The 18,606-nt window shown below is 60.8% G+C and carries 15 protein-coding genes and 1 pseudogene; 9 read left to right on the top strand and 7 right to left on the bottom strand.

Annotation, left to right across the window (positions count from 1 at the left end; translation table 11 throughout):
- Window positions 1-18 precede the first annotated feature (18 nt).
- A complete protein-coding gene (locus ACZ9BB_RS27795) occupies window positions 19-1,101 on the top strand; it encodes an endonuclease/exonuclease/phosphatase family protein (protein WP_476217922.1) in 1,083 nt (360 codons plus the stop codon).
- Between the two features lie 188 nt (window positions 1,102-1,289).
- Here ACZ9BB_RS27795 and hrpB read toward each other — a convergent pair whose 3' ends face one another.
- The gene (hrpB, locus tag ACZ9BB_RS27790; RefSeq protein ID WP_476217920.1) at window positions 1,290-3,806 is read right to left on the bottom strand and encodes an ATP-dependent helicase HrpB; all 2,517 of its coding nucleotides are present in this window, start codon (window positions 3,804-3,806) and stop codon (window positions 1,290-1,292) included.
- A gap of 97 nt (window positions 3,807-3,903) precedes the next feature.
- Here hrpB and ACZ9BB_RS27785 point away from each other — a divergent pair, with 97 nt between their 5' ends.
- Window positions 3,904-4,323, top strand: coding sequence for a polyribonucleotide nucleotidyltransferase (locus tag ACZ9BB_RS27785; RefSeq protein WP_476217918.1), 420 nt, complete (start codon window positions 3,904-3,906; stop codon window positions 4,321-4,323).
- Between the two features lie 29 nt (window positions 4,324-4,352).
- A complete protein-coding gene (locus tag ACZ9BB_RS27780) occupies window positions 4,353-5,249 on the top strand; it encodes a cation diffusion facilitator family transporter (RefSeq protein ID WP_476217916.1) in 897 nt (298 codons plus the stop codon).
- Here ACZ9BB_RS27780 and ACZ9BB_RS27775 read toward each other — a convergent pair.
- Window positions 5,243-6,340, bottom strand: coding sequence for a DUF6515 family protein (locus ACZ9BB_RS27775; RefSeq protein ID WP_476217914.1), 1,098 nt, complete (start codon window positions 6,338-6,340; stop codon window positions 5,243-5,245). The genes ACZ9BB_RS27780 and ACZ9BB_RS27775 overlap by 7 nt on opposite strands.
- Before the next feature lie 434 nt (window positions 6,341-6,774).
- Between ACZ9BB_RS27775 and ACZ9BB_RS27770 the strand changes: the two are divergent.
- Window positions 6,775-7,255, top strand: a pseudogene (locus tag ACZ9BB_RS27770) (Lrp/AsnC family transcriptional regulator).
- 226 nt (window positions 7,256-7,481) lie between these two features.
- Window positions 7,482-7,691 carry a DUF2788 domain-containing protein gene (locus ACZ9BB_RS27765; protein WP_007937369.1) on the top strand — a complete coding sequence of 70 codons (210 nt, stop codon included), beginning with the start codon at window positions 7,482-7,484 and terminating at the stop codon, window positions 7,689-7,691.
- Here the strand turns inward: ACZ9BB_RS27765 and ACZ9BB_RS27760 are convergent.
- The 4 genes from ACZ9BB_RS27760 to ACZ9BB_RS27745 form a co-directional block, all read right to left on the bottom strand.
- Complete coding sequence (locus tag ACZ9BB_RS27760) at window positions 7,686-8,321, bottom strand: pseudouridine synthase (RefSeq protein ID WP_476217912.1); 636 nt, start codon at window positions 8,319-8,321, stop codon at window positions 7,686-7,688. The two genes, ACZ9BB_RS27765 and ACZ9BB_RS27760, sit on opposite strands and share 6 nt — an antisense overlap.
- A gap of 69 nt (window positions 8,322-8,390) precedes the next feature.
- A complete protein-coding gene (amn, locus tag ACZ9BB_RS27755; RefSeq protein WP_476217910.1) occupies window positions 8,391-9,890 on the bottom strand; it encodes an AMP nucleosidase in 1,500 nt (499 codons plus the stop codon).
- Window positions 9,891-9,999: 109 nt separating this feature from the next.
- Complete coding sequence (locus ACZ9BB_RS27750) at window positions 10,000-11,649, bottom strand: acyl-CoA dehydrogenase family protein (RefSeq protein ID WP_476217908.1); 1,650 nt, start codon at window positions 11,647-11,649, stop codon at window positions 10,000-10,002.
- Window positions 11,650-11,724: 75 nt separating this feature from the next.
- Complete coding sequence (locus tag ACZ9BB_RS27745) at window positions 11,725-14,103, bottom strand: hybrid sensor histidine kinase/response regulator (RefSeq protein ID WP_476217906.1); 2,379 nt, start codon at window positions 14,101-14,103, stop codon at window positions 11,725-11,727.
- A gap of 427 nt (window positions 14,104-14,530) precedes the next feature.
- On the opposite strand from ACZ9BB_RS27745, the gene ACZ9BB_RS27740 reads away from it, so the two are divergent.
- From ACZ9BB_RS27740 to ACZ9BB_RS27725, 4 genes are all read left to right on the top strand, one after another.
- The gene (locus tag ACZ9BB_RS27740) at window positions 14,531-15,328 is read left to right on the top strand and encodes a hydroxymethylpyrimidine/phosphomethylpyrimidine kinase (RefSeq protein ID WP_019581334.1); all 798 of its coding nucleotides are present in this window, start codon (window positions 14,531-14,533) and stop codon (window positions 15,326-15,328) included.
- 32 nt (window positions 15,329-15,360) lie between these two features.
- On the top strand, window positions 15,361-15,984 hold the full coding sequence (gene thiE, locus ACZ9BB_RS27735; protein ID WP_476217903.1) for a thiamine phosphate synthase: 624 nt from the start codon (window positions 15,361-15,363) through the stop codon (window positions 15,982-15,984).
- Between the two features lie 17 nt (window positions 15,985-16,001).
- Window positions 16,002-17,285: a glutamate-1-semialdehyde 2,1-aminomutase gene (gene hemL / locus ACZ9BB_RS27730; RefSeq protein WP_476217901.1), complete on the top strand. Its 1,284-nt coding sequence runs from the start codon at window positions 16,002-16,004 to the stop codon at window positions 17,283-17,285.
- A 224-nt stretch (window positions 17,286-17,509) separates the two neighbouring features.
- Window positions 17,510-18,064: a tetratricopeptide repeat protein gene (locus tag ACZ9BB_RS27725; RefSeq protein ID WP_205886558.1), complete on the top strand. Its 555-nt coding sequence runs from the start codon at window positions 17,510-17,512 to the stop codon at window positions 18,062-18,064.
- A 181-nt stretch (window positions 18,065-18,245) separates the two neighbouring features.
- On the opposite strand, the gene ACZ9BB_RS27720 is transcribed toward ACZ9BB_RS27725, so the two are convergent.
- The gene (locus tag ACZ9BB_RS27720; RefSeq protein ID WP_007894425.1) at window positions 18,246-18,575 is read right to left on the bottom strand and encodes a DUF1820 family protein; all 330 of its coding nucleotides are present in this window, start codon (window positions 18,573-18,575) and stop codon (window positions 18,246-18,248) included.
- Between the last annotated feature and the right edge of the window lie 31 nt (window positions 18,576-18,606).

Here is an 18,606-nt window from a genome sequence, read left to right as displayed (position 1 = left end):
AACGCTATAAGCCGAGCCATGACCCGTCTACTGCGCTACACCCTGCTGGGCCTGCTGATCGCCATCGGCTTGATTGCATTGCTGATCTACAGCCTGACCTGGCGCCCCGCCGCCAAGGAAGCGCTGCCGGTCAGTTGCAACGCCCAGGCGCCGATGCTGGTGCCCGGTCAGGCGCTGAAGGTGATGACCTGGAACGTCCAGTACCTGGCCGGCAAGCGCTACGTATTCTGGAACGACCTGACCGCAGGAGACGACGAGCGCCCGACGCCTGAAGACATGGCCTTCAGCCTCGACGAAGTGGCGCGGGTGATTCGCGACGAGCAACCGGACATCGTGCTGTTGCAGGAACTCGATGACGGCGCCAAGGCCAGCGACTACCAGAACCAGTTCAAATTGCTTCAGGATCGGGTCACCGACCTGTATCCATGCACCGCTCAGGCCTTCGACTGGAAAGCTGACTTCGTGCCTGAACCGCACATCTTCGGCAGCGTTGGCCGACAATTGGCAACCCTGAGCCGCTACCGGATCGAACACGCCGAACGCCTGCAACTGCCGGTCACGCCGGCCAACTTCATCAGCCGTCAGTTCAGGCCGAAAAACGCGTTGCTGGTCACTCACCTGTCATTGAGCAACGGCAGCCAGATGGCCGTGTTCAACACCCATCTGGACCGTGCCACCACCCCGCTCGATGAAACCTTGCAAAGCCAGGTGACGGCCGTGGCCAAGGTCCTCGACAAATTCGAAAGTCGCGGCACGCCGTGGTTGATCGGTGGTGACTTCAATCTGTTGCCGCTGGGCCAGTATCGACGCCTGCCCGCCGAGCAACGCACGCCCTACTCCGCCGACAGCGCGCTGCATGTGCTGTGGGACAAATACCCGATGATCCCCACCAACAACGAAGCCAGCGGTATCGACCGGGCGCAATGGCTGACCCATTTCCCGAATGACCCAGGCTTGAACGGGCCGGACCGGACCGTCGACTACCTGTTTTACAGCCCACGTCTCAAACGGGTCGAAGCGCGGGTGCGGCAGGACGATACGTTGCGCATTTCCGATCATTTGCCGGTGATTGCGCGGTTTCTGTTGCCGGCCGCGCCGTAAACTCATCTGACACAATGCCAAGCATTTGTGGCGAGGGGGCTTGCCCCCGTTCGGCTGCGAAGCAGTCGTAAAACTGGTTAATGCGGTGTGCCTGACGAAATGAGTTGGCAGGGTTTGGGGCTGCTACGCTGCCCAACGGGGGCAAGCCCCCTCGCCACAGGTCCCCTCGCAACTCTAGGCCGTCGATATTATCTACGAGGTTTGATCCGCGCCGTAGCCTCGGCCACCAGCGGATCATCCGGCCAGTAGTGCTTCGGATAGCGCCCCTTCAAATCCTTCTTCACCTCGGCATACGTACTGCGCCAGAAGTTCGCCAAATCCTGAGTCACCTGCACCGGTCGCCGCGCCGGGGACAGCAGATGCAGTTTGACCACTTGCCGGCCACCGGCAATGCGCGGGGTCTCGGCCAGGCCGAACAACTCCTGCAACCGCACCGCCAGAATCGGCGGCTGCTCGCTGTAATCCAGACGAATCGAGGAGCCCGACGGCACGCTCAAATGATGCGGTGCCAGCTCTTCGAGCCGTTGCGGCAACGGCCACGGCAACAGGTTATGGACGATGCTCGACAGGTCCAGATTGGCGAAGTGACTGAGCCGCGAGACTTTGCCCAGATACGGCATCAGCCAATGCTCGAGGCTTTTGAGCAATGCAGCATCGCTGACATCCGGCCATTCACTCTGCTCCTTACTGCCGAGATCCAGCTGCCGCAACAATGCAACCCGCGCCTGCCACTGACGCAGCTCTGGCGTCCAGGGCAACAGCTCCAGGCCTTTGCGCCGCACAAGGTTCACCAACGCCTGACTACGGGCAGTTTCATCGAGCCCGGTCAGCGGTTCGCGGCTAAGAATCAATTCACCGACCTTGCGCTGTCGCTCGGCCCGCAGCACGCCTTCGCGCTCATCCCAATCCAGTTGATCGACGCAGCGCACCTGTTCGGCCAGCACTGAGTCGAACAGCGCCGGATCAAAATCCGTCGCCAGATAAATCCGTTCTTCACGCTGGCCCTGACGACTGCCCAGATCGGCGATCACCAGCCAGGGTTGTTTCATCAGGCTGTCTGCCTCGGCGAACAAGGCCGCACGACCATTGGCCAAGCGATATTCAGCGCCACCGGCCCGCCGCTGCTGGGCGACCCGATCGGGATACGCCAACGCCAGCAACGCGCCGAGCCAGCGCGGATGCTCAGGGTCGCTGACCGGCTCCGATGCTTTGCCACGCAAATAACCGCGATACTGCCGCGCCAGTTGCCGGGCCCGTTGCACGCCACCCTGAGCGCCGCGTGCGGCCCGTTCTTCGCCGGACAACAGCACCAATCGGCTGTGCAGATCCGCCCCTGCGCCACGCAAGATATCGCGCTCACCGAGCAACGCCGCAACATCGCAGGCCATGTCGGCCAGCCCGAGCGCCTGGCCACGCAACAGCAAATGCGCGATGCGAGGGTGAGCCGGCAGTTCGGCCATGGCCTGACCGTGTCGGGTCAGCGCTTCGCCGTCCAATGCACCCAGGCGCTCCAGCAAATCTTGAGCCTGTGCATAAGCGGCCGCGGGCGGCACGTCGAGCCATACCAATTGCCCCGGTGTCACGCCCCAGCGGCCGAGCTGCAAAGCAAGCCCGGCAAGATCCGCCGAGAGAATTTCCGCACTGGCGTAGGCCGCCAGTTGCTCGTGCTGATCCTGCGACCATAAGCGATAACACACGCCGGGCTCCAGACGCCCTGCCCGGCCTGCGCGCTGCGTGGCACTCGCTTTGGAAATGCGCTGAGTATCCAGGCGAGTCATGCCGCTGCCGGGATCGAAACGTGGCACCCGCGCCAACCCGGCATCGATCACCACGCGCACACCGTCGATGGTCAGGCTGGTCTCGGCGATGTTGGTGGCCAGCACCACTTTGCGCTTGCCCGCGGGCGCCGGATCAATCGCTGCACGCTGCGCCGCCAGGTCCAATTCACCGTGCAACGGGCAGAGCAAAACCTGTGTGCTATCGCCCAGTGCATCGGCGAGTTGCTGATGCACCCGACGGATTTCCGCCTGCCCCGGCAGGAACACCAGCAGGCTGCCAGTCTCATCATTCAGCGCGTCGAGGATGGTCTGCACCACCTTTGCCTCGATAAATTCACCGGGCTGAAACGGCCGGCCCCAGCGCATCGCCACCGGGTACATGCGCCCTTCGCTGCGCAGGATCGGCGCATCATCCAGCAACCCGGCCAGGCGTTCGCCTTCCAGGGTTGCCGACATCAACAGAATTTTCAGCGGTTGGTCGTCGCGAAACAGCTCGCGGCCATTGAGGCTCAGGGCCAACGCCAGATCGGCGTCGAGACTGCGCTCGTGAAACTCATCGAAGATCAGCAAACCCACGCCTTCCAGCGCCGGGTCATCCTGCAAACGCCGGGTGAGAATGCCTTCGGTGACCACTTCGATACGGGTATTGGGGCCGACTTTGCTGTCGAGACGAATGCGATAGCCAACGGTTTCGCCGACCTTCTCGCCCAGTTCACTGGCCAACCGCTCCGCCGCCGCCCGCGCGGCCAACCGGCGCGGTTCGAGCATCAGGATGGTCTGCCCGGCCAACCACGGCTCATCGAGCAAGGCCAAGGGCACGCGGGTAGTTTTACCAGCGCCGGGCGGAGCTTCGAGCACGGCTTCGTGGCGTGTAGCGAGGGCTTCACGCAGGGCGGGTAAAACTTCATCAATCGGCAAAGAAATCATGCTGGCTCCCAAACAGAGCGGCGAGTATAACGGCGTTCAGCGCGGTCCTAATTCATATCGACGATGCTTCGTTCCTAGATAATCCAGGAGATTTCAAATGCGTACTCCCTTTCGCTTGATCGGCGGTGTATTGATCGCGTCCTTGCTGACCCAAATGACCGCCTGCGGCTCGATCTTCTACCCGGATCGTCGCGGTCAGATTGACGGCAAGATCGACCCGGCCATTGCCGCGCTGGATGCTGTGGGCCTGTTGTTCTATATCATCCCCGGCCTGATTGCCTTTGCGGTGGACTTCGCCACAGGTGCCATTTACTTCGAGCCCGGCCGGACAGCTCAGGTGGCCCCGGAAAAACTCAAGGAAGCCATCGGCGCCGACGGCAAGGTCGATAACCACAAGTTGCAGACTATTCTGGAAAGTGAACTGGGCCGCAGCTTCCCGCTGGACGATCCGCGCCTGATCCAGCACAAGGGCAGCGCCCAGCAACTGGCTATGTTTGGCCTGCAACCGGCTGCATAATTCGTGCATTTGAAGGAATCACAGCACTGATGACTACCCCTACCGAACACGCCCGCCTGCTACGGCTGGCGACGCGCGCCTCGGTGGCGGTCGCGTGCACGTTGATCGTCGCCAAAGCCATCGCCTGGTGGCTGAGCGGCTCGGTGAGCATGCTCGCCGGGTTGACCGACTCGGCACTCGATGGTGTCAGCTCGCTGCTCAATCTGCTGGCCGTGCATTACGCCTTGCGCCCGGCCGACGACGATCATCGTTACGGGCATGGCAAGGCCGAGTCATTGGCGGGCATGGCTCAGGCGCTGTTCATTGGCGGCAGTGCGGTGCTGATTGCCTTGCAGGCGATCGAACGGTTGAAACATCCGGAGCCGATAGGTGCTGCGTGGCTCAGCATTGGGGTGATTGTGTTCTCCCTCGCCCTGACCGTGGCCCTGCTGATGTTGCAGCATCGGGTGATCAAGGCCACCGGCTCCAACGCCGTGCGCGCCGATTCCTTGCATTACCGCTCGGACCTGCTGCTCAACGGCAGCATTTTGGTGGCGCTGGTGCTGGCCGGGTTTGGCTGGCATCAAGTCGATCCCTGGTTCGGATTGGGGATCGCCGCCTACATCCTCTGGAGCGCAGTTCATATCGCCCGGGAAAGTTTTGCGGTGTTGATGGATGAAGAACTGCCAACGGATGTCAGCCAGCATATGCTCGAACTGGCCTGCAGCGTACCGGGCGTTTTAGGCGCCCACGACCTGCGCACACGAATCTCCGGCAATCAGTGGTTCGTGCAGTTACATCTTGAACTGCCGGGGGAATTGACCCTGTCAGTCGCCCATGGCATCAGCGATCAAGCCGCCGATGCGATTCACGCCGCTTACCCGCGAGCCGAAGTGCTGGTGCACGCCGACCCGCAGGAAGTGGTGAAGGCCGCCCAGGTTCAGTAACTCACCTGATAACCGCGACTGCTCAGGCAGTTACCCTGGGCCTGTCGGTAGGCTTGCACCACCGACGGATCCGGTTGATAGGTGACGGCTCGCGGATCGAAACCACTCTGCTCCACAGCCCAGCGGTAGCACTCGTAACCGTCCCGACTGACCTCCTCTGGCGACTGGCCGTTGGCCGGATATGCCACCACGTCATAACCATTGCTGACCGGTTGCGGCTGTACGGGCGGTTCGACCACGATGTAATCCTGAGTGCTCTCCTGGTAGGCGTAGTACGCACCGGCCGCCAGGAACAACAGCGCGCCGCCGATCCACACTTCACGGGCGTAGTCGGGCAAGTAGCTGACACGAATCCCGCGAGGCGGCTGAACCACCACATAACGCGGGCCTTGCGGGCGATACCAGTAACCACCGGAATAGAAATAATCCTGGCCACGATACGGCACACGGAAGTGACGGTCCTCCGGGAAACGGTCGATCACGTACCCCGGACGATACTGCGGGCCGGGGCCCCAGCCATTGCCGTGCCCATCCGGGCGACCGGGCCAGCGACGGTCATCGTGACGCGGCTCCCGCCCCCCGGTCTGCCATGGCTGGTTGTAATTGTTACGCCACCGCTCGTCCTGATAGTAGCCACGCCGCGGTTCCTGGGTCTGGCGCACGGTATCGGGCCGACTCTGGATTGGCAGATTGTTACTCGGCTGTTGCGGCGCTCGCTCCTGAACGTTGGAGTCGTGCAGTGTACGGTTCTGCCACTGGCCGCCCCGATCGTTTGGATCGTGTAGTGGACGGTTCTGCCACTGGCCGCCTTGAACGCTGGAGTCGTGCGGCGCACGGTTCTGCCACTGGCCGCCCTGATTCTGGTCGTGGAGCTCGAACTTGCGGCTGTTGTCGCCACGAATGATTTCGTTGTTCTGCGGGCGTGGCTGATTGCTGCCGCCATGGCCCTGACCCTGGTCATTGCCCCGATGATCAGGCCCATGTTGCCCGCCATCGGGGCCGCGGTTCTGCGGCTCATCGGCAAGCGATTGCGCAGTGACACTCACACACAGCAAACCAACACCGGCCAAACGCCAGATGCGCGACTTCATGCTATTCCTCACTGCGGGTTAGGGCCTGTACGTAAGACTGAGAAAGTGCCGGCCGGTTCTGCAACAGGTTATCTGTCACGCAACTTATTTATTGAGGATGAAGACAAATTCCGGGCAAGAAAAAAGGGGGACCCGTCGGCCTCCCTTTGAGAACTTCGTCCGTGCTCGACGCTTATGACGTCGGCTCACCTCACGCCGTCTTCTGGACAGTGTGTAGCTCGGGGGCCGACACATCCCCGGTGGGGGTGGCGACCGCAGCTGGCCTGATTGGGCGAGCCGCACTGGACTGTTTGTCCGAGCAGTGATTCTGGTGATAAGAATAGGCCCGGAGCGCCGGCAGAGGATTGCGAAGATTGCTCAAATAAACATCACTTGCGCAATTTTTAACTCAGGATAGATAATCTGCCGCAATAGTTATGACAAAGGCCTGATTGATGAGCAAACTCGACCGATACGACTTGAGCATTTTGGCGGAATTACAGCGCGATGCGCGCATCTCCAATCAGGAGCTGGCCGAACGCATCGGCCTGTCGCCTTCGCCTTGCTCGCGCCGGGTCAAGCAACTGGAAGACGACGGCTACATCTCGCGCCAGGTCGCCCTGCTGGACCGCAAGATGCTCGGTCTGAGCCTGACAGCCTACGTGCTGATCGGCATGGACCGCCATACCCCCGAGCGGTTCGAGAACTTCGAAGCCGCCATTCGCACCTTGCCACAAGTGCTGGAATGCAGCCTGGTGACGGGGATGGATGCAGATTATCAGCTCAAAGTAGTGGTGCCTGACATGGATCACTTATCAGAAACTGCTGCTGGGGCACCTGACCCGGATTGAAGGGGTGACGAGTGTGCGGTCGAGTTTTGTGTTGAACCAGGTGCTGAACAGTACCGAGTTGCCGCTGACTCATTTGCGCAGCTGAGAATGCCTTTGTGGCGAGGGAGCTTGCTCCCGCTCGGCTGCGAAGCAGTCGTAAACCAGTGAACGCGGGGTGCCAGATTAAACCCGGTCGCTGATTTTTGGGCCGCTTCGCGCCCCAGCGGGAGCAAGCTCCCTCGCCACAATCCGACGCAGGTCAATACCCCGCCAATGCCCCTTGGCGTATACTCCCCCCGCCTTTTTAGCCCCACCCGCGCTGGAGATGTTCGATGGATCCTGCAGTTTTCGAAGAGTGGATGATGACTGGCCTGGTCAGCATCCTGATCATTTTCATGGGTTTCATCGTCTGGGATCTGGCAAAAAAATCCAAGGCCGGGCGCTTCGGCTCGTTCATTCTGTTCTTTGTACTGGGGCTGGGCGTGGCTGCATTCGTGATCAAAAGCGTGGTGATCGGCCTGATCGAATCCGGCACTCTATAAACGCGCCGGCACTTCCTTCCACTGGCCCTGATCGAGCCCTTCGATCGACCAGTCGCCGATTCTGACCCGTACCAGGCGCAACGTCGGCAAGCCGACCGCCGCGGTCATGCGCCGTACCTGGCGGTTGCGGCCTTCGCGAATCACCAGTTCCAGCCAACTGGTCGGCACGCTTTTGCGAAAGCGCACTGGCGGGTTGCGTGGCCACAGCTCAGGTTCTTCAAGCTGCCGCGCTTCGGCTGGCAAGGTCATGCCGTCGTTCAGCTCGACGCCATCGCGCAAACGCTGCAACTGCTCAGCGCTTGGCTCGCCTTCCACTTGCACCCAATAGGTCTTGGCCAATTTATGTTTCGGGTCTGCGATCCGCGCCTGAAGCTGGCCGTCATTGGTCAGCAGCAGCAAGCCTTCGCTGTCGCGGTCCAGCCGCCCTGCCGGGTAAATCCCCGGAATCTCGATGAAATCCTTGAGCGTCGCCCGCCCTTCACCGTCGCTGAATTGCGTCAGCACATCGAAAGGCTTGTTGAACAGAATCAGCTTCGGCTCGGCCGGCGGCGCTTTGGCGACACGGCGCGGGGCTGATTGCGGGTTGTTCGCGCCAGGGCGGCGAGAGACGGGACGTTGTGGACGAGACATGAGGAAAGGAACATCTAACGGTCAGGGCTGCTAATGCTAGTAGCCTGACCGTTAAATGACCATCGCAAATCAGCGGAACGGCGGCTCGTCGAAGCTGCGCAGTTTGCGCGAGTGCAGCGAGTTGAGCTCGGTGCGCAACAGATCCACCGCTTCGATACCGATCTTCAAGTGCTGGCTGACCGCGCGCTCATAGAAAGCGTTGGCCGACCCCGGCAATTTTATTTCGCTGTGCAGCGGTTTATCCGACACACAGAGCAACGTGCCATACGGCACCCGCAAACGATAACCTTGCGCGGCGATGGTGCCGCTTTCCATGTCCACCGCCACGGCGCGGGACAGGTTGATCAGCGGACGCTCCTGCGCCCAGCGCAGTTCCCAGTTACGGTCGTCATAGGTCAGCACGGTGCCGGTACGCAGGCGCTTCTTCAGCTCGTCGCCCTTTTCACCGGTAATGTTGGCCGCCGCTTGCTGCAACGCCATCTGCACTTCGGCCAAGGCCGGAATCGGAATGTTCGGCGGCACAACCCGGTCGAGAATCCCGTCGCGGCGCATGTAAGCGTGGGCCAGCACGTAGTCGCCGATGGTCTGCGACTGACGCAAGCCGCCGCAGTGGCCGATCATCAGCCAGCAATGCGGACGCAGCACCGCCAGGTGGTCGGTGATGTTCTTGGCGTTGGACGGGCCGACACCGATGTTCACCAGGGTTACGCCATGGCCGTCGCTGGCGATCAGGTGATAGGCCGGCATCTGGTAACGATGCCAGACCACGCCGGCGGCAATCGCCGACGCTTCGCCGTGGTCCATGCTCTTTTCGATGATCACATTGCCCGGCAACACCATGCGCACAAAACGCGGATCGTTGCGCAGTTGCTCCAGGCCGTGAACGATGAACTGGTCGACGTAGCGGTGGTAGTTGGTCAGCAGAATCCACGGCTGCACATGGCGCCAGTCGCTGCCGGTGTAATGCACCAGTCGACGCAGGGAGAAGTCCACTCGCGCGGCATCGAACAGGGCCAATGGCAGCGGGTCGGTGTTTTCCCAATCGTACAAGCCATCGGCAATACCATCGGTGGCGGCCGACAAATCCGTGCTCGGGAACACCCGCGCCAGCACCGCCGCCGTGACGCCGGAGCCGGCCAGTTCATCGCCCTGCTCGACCACGTATGGATAAGGAATGTTCTGCTGACTGACGCCGACTTCCACCGTCACGGTGAAGTCGTGCATCAACGGGACGAGTTGTTCCAGCAGGTATTTGCGGAAGGCTGCCGGATGAGTGACGGTAACACTGTAGGTCCCCGGCAATTGAACCTTGGCATAGGCGCGAGTGGTCTGTGGGACTTCGCCCTGGCAAAGGTAGGTCAGGCGCAACTCGGGATAACGAAACAGGGCACGCTGTTCAGCGTCCGGCTCGACACGATCCTTGAGATAACGCTTGAGCGCCTGATTCAGCGCAGTGGTTGCACGCTCGTGCAAGACAGCAAGCCGGTCCACGGCTTGCTCGGCGGTTTGAACGACAATAAACGCTTCGGTCACGATCAGCTTCCTGTGTTCTGACTTGCAGACCTTCATCTTGCCTGCATCATCGCTTCACGGGAACAGTGGCGTGTTGGCTGTACACCAAGATGTGATGCGCAGACAGCCCGCTCCCACAGGTTTTGTGGTGTTTATTCAATTGTGGTCAGAAACCTTGCGGTGTCGACCGAGTCACAATCGCGTCCACATCCAGCCCCCGCGGCAACGTTCCATACACTCGACCGGCCGAACCGAGGCGGCTGGCGATGAAGGCATCACTGACCGCCGCGTTACCCGCCTCCAGCAATAGCTTGGCCTGAAGCCCCAAGGCAATGTCTTCGGTGAGCTGGCGAGCACGGTACTGAGTGTCGTCGGTGTCCTTGAATGCCGCCTGCAATTGCTGGATATGCGCGGCCAGACGCTTGTCGCCATGACCATCGCCCAGTTCGCTGAACAGCACATCGAGTACACCCGGCTCTTTCGACAACGCGCGCAATACATCAAGGCATTGCACGTTGCCGGAACCTTCCCACGTCGAGTTGACCGGTGCCTCACGGTACAGTCGCGGCAGGATGCTTTCTTCGACATAACCGGCGCCGCCCATGCATTCGGCTGCTTCGTTGATCATCGCCGGCGCGCGCTTGCAGATCCAGTACTTGCCCACCGCCGTCACCAGTCGGGCGAATTTCGCTTCGTGGTCATCATCCAGATGATCCAGCGCCCGGCCCATGCGCAAACTCAAGGCCAACGCTGCTTCGCTTTCCAGTGCCAGGTCGGCCAGCACGTTTTGCATTAAGGGCTGTTCGCTGAGCAACTTGCCACCGACCTTGCGGTGGGCGCAGTGATGGCTGGCCTGGGTCAGGGCCTGGCGCATCAAGGCGCTTGAACCGACCATGCAATCGAAGCGGGTCATGGCGACCATTTCGATGATGGTCGGAACGCCCCGTCCCTCTTCGCCAACCATCCAGGCCAGGGCGCCACGGAACTCCACCTCGCTGGAGGCATTGGACCAGTTGCCGAGTTTGTTCTTCAGCCGCTGTATATAGAACTGATTGCGTGTGTCGTCCGGGCGATGACGCGGCAGCAGGAAACAGGTCAAACCCTTGTCAGTCTGGGCCAGGGTCAGGAAGGCGTCGCACATCGGCGCCGAACAGAACCATTTGTGCCCCACCAGTTCATAGGCCTGACCCGGCCCACTGGCACCCACCGGATACGCCTTGGTGGTGTTAGCCCGCACATCGGTGCCACCCTGTTTCTCGGTCATGGCCATGCCGATGGTGACACCAGCCTTGTGGGCCATGCCAACGTTACGCGGGTCGTATTCGGTGGCGAGGATTTTCGGCAGCCATTGTTTGGCCAGATCAGGTTGCAGGCGCATCGCCGGGACGCTGGCGAAGGTCATGGTCAACGGGCAACCGCTGCCGGCTTCAGCCTGACTGTGCAAATACGTCATGGAGGCGCGGGCAACGTGGGCGCCCGGTTGCGGGTCGGTCCAGGGCAAACCGGTCAGGCCATGCTCCACCGCCGTGCGCATTAACTCGTGGTAGGCGGGATGAAATTCCACCAGATCAATGCGATGGCCGTAACGGTCGTGGCTGACGAACACCGGTTTGTTCTGATTGGCCGCAAACCCCGCTTCCATCAGCGGTCCGCCAGCCAAGGCGCCGTACGCATCGATCCGCGACTCGGCCCAACCGGCATCGAAACGCCGCGACCACTCCTGCAAAGGCAGGTCGATGCGATAGAGGTTGGCGCCGTCCAGCGACGGCGGCTGATTGGTGACTTCGTGGGTTTCGGCGAACTGATGCAGGTTCATGACGGGGCTCCTTTGGTCAGCCAAGGGACTTTCAGTTAAGCACCGCCCCGAGGTTGAACAAAGTGGCATATCTGCCTAACTGTCGGCGCTTTCGCCTTGCCCCGGACAGAGCACCCGCCGATAGAGCGCCGCCTGCAAATCTTCGAATTTCACCGGTTTGCTCAGGTAGTCGACCAAGGTGTCGCTTGGGCAATAGGCCCGATACGCACTCTGGGCAATCATGAACATGGGTAATTCGGCACAACCCGGCAAGGCGCGGATCCGACCGCAGATCGAGGCGCCATCCAGTGGCGGCAACTGACAATCGAGCAGCACCGCGTCAATGGCTTCATGCTGCAAGTGTTCGAGCGCGGCAATCCCGCTGTCGGCGGTGCGCACCCGGAACCCAAGCTTGAGCAACATGCCGCGCATCACCAGTTGATTGATGCTGTTGTCATCGACCAGCAACACCGTGCAGTCCTGCGGCAAGCGCAGGCGGGCGGTTGGCCGGGAAATCGAAGGTGCGGGTTCTACCACAGGCAACTCGAACTCGACGTCCAACTGGAAACGGCTGCCGCGGGCCGGCTCCGAGCGATGGCTCAGACGCCCGCCGAGCAATTCGATCAGTTGCCGACAGATCGCCAGGCCAACGCCCAGGCCACCGTATTCACGGGTCATCGAGCCGTCGAGCTGGAAGAAGCGCTGGTACAGCGTTGCTTCGTCCAAATCGGTAAAGCCAATGCCGGTGTCAATCACCGCAAAGGACAGCGCCAGCTGACCGGGCCCCACGGGCTTGCCCGTCACCCGCAGCGCCAGCCCGCCGACCCGGGTGAATTTGATGGCGTTGTCCAGCAGGCACTCCAGGCATTGTGCCAACTTGTCGCTATCGCCATACAAGCGATCCGGCAGTCCGGGCGCTACCTCGACCTTGAAGTCCAGCGACTTGCTCGACGCATTGCCATCGAACTGCAGACGCAAGGCCTCGACCACACTGCGCAAACTGAATGTGTCCGGATAGACCTTGAGCTTGCCGGCCTGCAATTCGGTCAGGGTGAGGATGCCGTTGACCATGCGCATCATGTCCCGCGCCGAACCGGCGGCCGTTTGCTGATATTGCTCCAGCTCCGGGTTCATCTCGACGGTCTGCATCAGCTCCAGCGAACCGATCACACCGTTCATCGGCGTGCGCAGTTCGTGGGTCAAGGTGGCGAGGAATTCGTCCTTGAGCTTGTTGCTGTGAGCCAGTTGCTGGTTCAGCACTTCGAGTTTTTGCCCGGCATCGAACAACGTCTGTGCCTGTTGCTCGCGCATGGCGTTGATGCGATCGGCCAGGGCCAGGGACAGCAGCGCCACTTCGATCGCCGAACCGATCTGGCTGGCATACATAGTCAGGAACACGTTGGGCAAGTAACCCAGCACCATCATCGTGTTGACGACACCGCCGAGCAGAAACGCTGACCAGGCAATGATGAAATACCGCGCCACCCGCAGGCCGCGCCACCAGGCGAAAATACCGGCGGCGAAAATCACCACGGTAAAGACCAACGCCAGCAACGTCGCCAAACGCAGGGCCAAGGCGTAACTGGTCATCAATGACAACCCGACCACTAGCGCACTGAACGCAATCAACGCCAGCAGCAAACGGTCGAGCCAGCGACTATGGGTGGCCGTCTGCAAGAAGCTGCGGGCGAACTGGCTGCCGAACAATCCTGAACAGCCGATGAAGAACGGCGTCGCGGCATTGGCCCACCAGGGATTGTCCGGCCAGAAATACTCCACGGCTGCACCATTCACCGACAGCTGATACAAGCCGAACGAGGCGATATAGACAATGTAATAGAGGTAGCTGGTGTCGCGCACACTGAGGAAGATGAACAGGTTGTAGACCAGCATCCCCAACAACACGCCGTAAATCAGCCCCAGCACATAGAGCCGGACCGGCTGCTCTTCAAGGTAAGCGGTGTTCGACCATAAAGTGACGGGCGCCTGAATCGACCCTTCGCTTTGCAGACGCAGGTACACGGTTTGTGCTTGCCCGGGCGCAAAGCTAAGATCAAACAGATAGTTGTTCTGGCGGATCTGGCGAGTGGCGAACGGCAACGCATCGCCCGTCTGGCGGACCAATTGATAGTCACCGCCTGCATCGGGCAGATAGAGATCTAGGTGATCGAGGGGCGGATAGGCCAGTTCCAGCAACCAGGTCTGTTGCGCCGCCGGGGTGGTCGGACTGTACTGCAGATCGATTTTCAGCCAGAACGCCGAACGCGAATAACCAGCGTTCAGGGTAGCTTTATCGTGGGGTTTGAAGAGTCCGGCTGCGGCTTGCGCACGGACATCGGCGATGGTCGCTTGACCGCCCGCGTCTTCATAAACCTGCATCGTTCGGCCCAGGGGAAGGCTTTGGGTGAACTCGTCGAATTCGACGGCGCTCGCCAGGAGGGGCAAGCACAACAGCAACATCAGCAAATAGCGCATTTAAGCCCCAGCGTGGCCTGTCCGGTTCTGTCAGGAAGCCCCCCATTCCTTTTGAGTAGACGTAAAACCGGTATTACCTGTTATTGGTTTGGATCCACTCTAGCATAGCCGTTGGTGGCCATTGAACACCATTGAAATTTTTCCTGAAAAGGCTCTAGAACAAGCGTTCCAGCTCTATACATTGAGTTAGAGCTGTTGGCTTGGTCAGACCGTGACAATGTCCCGGCGGGTGATGAACCCTGTGGCGAGGGGGCTTGCCCCCGTTGGGGTGCGAAGCGCCCCCCTTTGCCGTCTGCCTGGAACATCGCATCGGCAGGTTTACGACTGCTTCGCACCCCAACGGGAGCAAGCTCCCTCGCCACAATGTATCGACCGGACTGGACGTCGCAACACCCGAAAAACATGTTTGGTGGTAAGCTCGCGCACCATGAATATCTACAGCTCTCGCCCCGTTGTCCTCTGTCTCTCCGGCCACGACCCAAGTGGTGGCGCCGGCTTGCAGGCAGATATCGAAGCCCTGCTCGCTCAGGGTTGCCATGCGGCTCCGGCCGTCACCGCCCTGACTGTGCAAGACACTGTCAACGTCACTGACTTCCGCGTCCTCGATCGCGAGTGGGTGCTGGCCCAGGCCAATGCCGTGCTCAACGACTCCGAAGTCGCCGCGGTCAAACTGGGCATGCTCGGTTCCCTGGAAATGGTCGACACCGTGGTCGAACTGCTTTCAGCGCACCCGCATTTGCCGGTGGTCTGCGACCCGGTGTTGCGCGCCGGCGGTGGCGGACGACTGGGCAAGGACGAAGTCGGCTATGCAATGCGCGAACGCCTGTTGCCACTGTCGATCATCGCCACCCCTAACCTTCCCGAAGCCCGCATTCTCGCCGAACTGCCCGAAGGCACCGCAGACGAGTGCGCTGAAAAACTCCTGCCATTCGTCAAACACCTGCTGATCACCGGCGGCCATGGCGACGAACACGAAATCCATAATCGCCTGTACAGCCGCGACGGTCGCCGCGAAACCTTTACCTGCCAGCGCCTGCCCGGCAGCTATCATGGTTCCGGTTGCACGCTGGCCAGCGCCCTCGCCGGTCGCCTGGCCCAGGGTGAACACCTCGCCAGTGCCGTACAGAGCGCGCTTGACTACACTTGGCGCACCTTGCGTGATGCGGAGCAGCTGGGCAAAGGTCAGTTCGTGCCGCGTCGCTTGCCGCTGGATTTCTGTTCGTAACTTTCGATGCGTAATGCGCAGAGGCTAGTCCGATGAAACTACGTGGCCTGTATGCCATTACCGACAGCCAGTTGCTGGCCGGTAAATTTCTACCGTATGTAAAAGCAGCGTTGGACGGCGGTGTCACCTTGCTGCAATACCGTGACAAAAGCAGTGACGAAGCCCGCCGTCTGCGCGAGGCCGAAGCCCTGCGCAACTTGTGTGAACTCTATAAAACCCAGCTGATCATCAACGACGACGCCGAACTGGCCGCGCGCCTGAATGTCGGCGTGCACCTGGGCCAGACCGATGGCCCGCTGATGCCGGTTCGGGCCCTGTTGGGGCGCCAGGCAATCATCGGTTCGACCTGCCACGCGCAACTCGAACTCGCAGAACAAGCCGCCAAGGAAGGCGCCAGTTACGTCGCCTTCGGCCGCTTCTTCAATTCCAATACCAAACCCGGCGCACCGGCCTGCAGCCTTGAACTGCTTGATCAGGCGCGCAGCAAACTGCACCTGCCGATCTGCGCGATCGGCGGCATCACGCTGGACAACGCTGCGCCGCTGGTGGCCCACGGGGTCGATCTGCTGGCGGTGGTGCATGGCCTGTTCGGCGCCGAGAGCACGGCTGAAGTGACGCGTCGCGCCCGCGCCTTTAACGAATTGTTCAAATCCTGATTTTTGAGAGCCCGATCATGTCTCGTTCCGAAACCCTGTTTGCCAATGCCCAGAAACACATTCCCGGAGGCGTGAACTCGCCGGTTCGCGCGTTCAGGAGCGTGGGCGGCACGCCGCTGTTCTTCAAACACGCTGAAGGTGCCTACGTCACCGACGAAGACGACAAGCGTTATGTGGATTACGTCGGTTCCTGGGGCCCGATGATTCTCGGCCATAGCCACCCGGACGTGCTGGACGCGGTGCGCAAACAACTTGAGCACGGCCTCTCCTACGGCGCCCCGACCGCGATGGAAACCGAGATGGCCGATCTGGTCTGCTCAATCGTGCCGTCGATGGAAATGGTGCGCATGGTCAGCTCCGGCACCGAAGCGACCATGAGCGCCATCCGTCTGGCCCGTGGCTTCACCGGTCGTGACAGCATCATCAAGTTCGAAGGCTGCTACCACGGCCACTCCGACAGCCTGCTGGTCAAGGCCGGTTCCGGCGCCCTGACCCAAGGCGTGCCGAGTTCGGCCGGCGTGCCAGCGGCGTTCGCCAAACACACCCTGACCCTGCCGTTCAACGACATCGACGCGGTAGAAGCCATGCTCGCCGAAGTCGGCCAGGACGTGGCCTGCATCATCGTCGAACCGGTGGCCGGCAACATGAACTGCGTACCGCCGGCACCAGGCTTCCTCGAAGGCCTGCGGACCCTGTGCGACAAGCACGGCGTGGTGCTGATTTTCGACGAAGTGATGACCGGTTTCCGTGTCGCCCTCGGCGGTGCCCAGGCCCACTATGGCGTAACGCCGGACCTGAGCACCTTCGGCAAGATCATCGGTGGCGGCATGCCGGTGGGCTGCTTCGGTGGCAAACGCAAGATCATGGAACATATCGCGCCACTGGGCCCGGTCTACCAGGCTGGCACCTTGTCGGGTAACCCGCTGGCGATGGCGGCTGGCCTGACCACGCTGCGCCTGATCAGTCGTCCAGGTTTCCACGCTGAACTGAGCGACTACACCAGCCGCTTGCTCGATGGCCTGCAACAACGCGCCGATGCGGCCGGTATTCCGTTCGTGACTACTCAGGCCGGCGGCATGTTCGGTCTGTACTTCAGCGGCGCCGATGACATCGTGACCTTCGATGACGTCATGGCCAGCGATGCGAAGCTGTTCGGGCGCTTCTTCCACCTGATGCTCGAAGGCGGCGTATACCTGGCGCCGAGCGCTTTCGAAGCCGGTTTCACCTCGATCGCCCACGGCGAAGCCGAGTTGAAACTGACCCTGGACGCTGCCGAGCGTGCATTCGCCGCGCTGAAATAAAGCTGCAACGCTGACGTTGGCGATTGCCAGCGTCAGCTTTCACCTACAATCCCGCCTTCTTTCCTACGCCACTGCTAATAATTCCTCGCAAAGTGGGTGATATAGTCCCCGCGCAGCAGAAAAACGAGTAAAGACTTTGTAAGGTTGGCCCTGCTTATTTCATAATGCGCGCTTATTGGATCCCTCGACGGGTCCGCGCGCCCCTCAGAGGTAAGTCGATTCCCATGAACCGCACCGGCCGCACCCTTGCATTGGGCTGCCTGTTGCTCCTTCAGCCCCTGCTCGCGCTCGCACAAGCAGGCGGCAACTCGTTGTTGATCCCGGCGATGGGTCGCTGCACCCTCAATACTCAGCCGCAAGACCTGACGCAAGCGCTCGCCGCCTGCCAGAAAGCGTCGGATGAAGGGGATGCGCAAGCGCAATACGAGTTGGGTGAGTTCTACTACGAGGGCAAAAACGCGCCGCGCGACCTCAATAAAGCCCTGAGCTACTTCGAAAAGGCCTCGCTGCAAGGCCATGCCCAGGCGCAATTCAAACTCGGCACCATGTTCTTCCACGGTGAAGGCGTACCGGCCAATAATATTCAGGCGTATATCGTGCTGAAAATGGCTGCAGTCAACGGAGCCGAAGAAGCGCTGGACACCGCCGACGAAGTCGCCGAGAAAATGCCCCGCGAAGATCTGGAAGTTGCCACCCAGGTGCTGGGGCAGATTTTCCGTAAATACCTGATGGAATTGCAGAGCGCCGATGGGCGTACGCCGTTTTCGCCACTGCCCTGAATTGAACACGCCCCCTTGTGGCGAGGGAGCTTGCTCCCGCTCGGCTGCGCAGCAGTCGTAAAACCCAAGAGTGCGGTGTGCCAGACTTATCGTGATTGCAGCCCTCAGGGCCGCTTCGCGCCCCAGCGGGAGCAAGCTCCCTCGCCACAAAAAACAATTCTCACCTTAAAAAACCGGCTGCTTACTTCTCAGGCATCGGCATCGGGAACGGCATGACATTGCCGACCGCGCCACGGGCTTCGCTGATTTTCGGCGTGCCGAGGCGTTCGACCTCGTCGATGCGCACAATCGAATGCATCGGCACAAAACTGCGCACAACGCCTTCGAACTGAGCCTTGAGTTTCTCTTCGCTTGGATCGACGACCACTTGTGTGCGCTCGCCAAAGACGAACTCTTCCACTTCCAGGAAGCCCCACAGATCACTTTGATAGATCTGCTTGGCGTACATTTCGTACACCTGGCCCTGATTGAGGAAAATCACCTTGTAAATTGGAGCTTCACGTTTGGTCATGGTGGGCGGGTAACACATCGGGGATAAAAAT

Source organism: Pseudomonas sp. TE3552, from assembly GCF_056278945.1.
The sequence above is the reverse complement of the archived record's forward strand: the minus strand, read 5'-3'. Positions and strand labels throughout refer to the sequence as shown.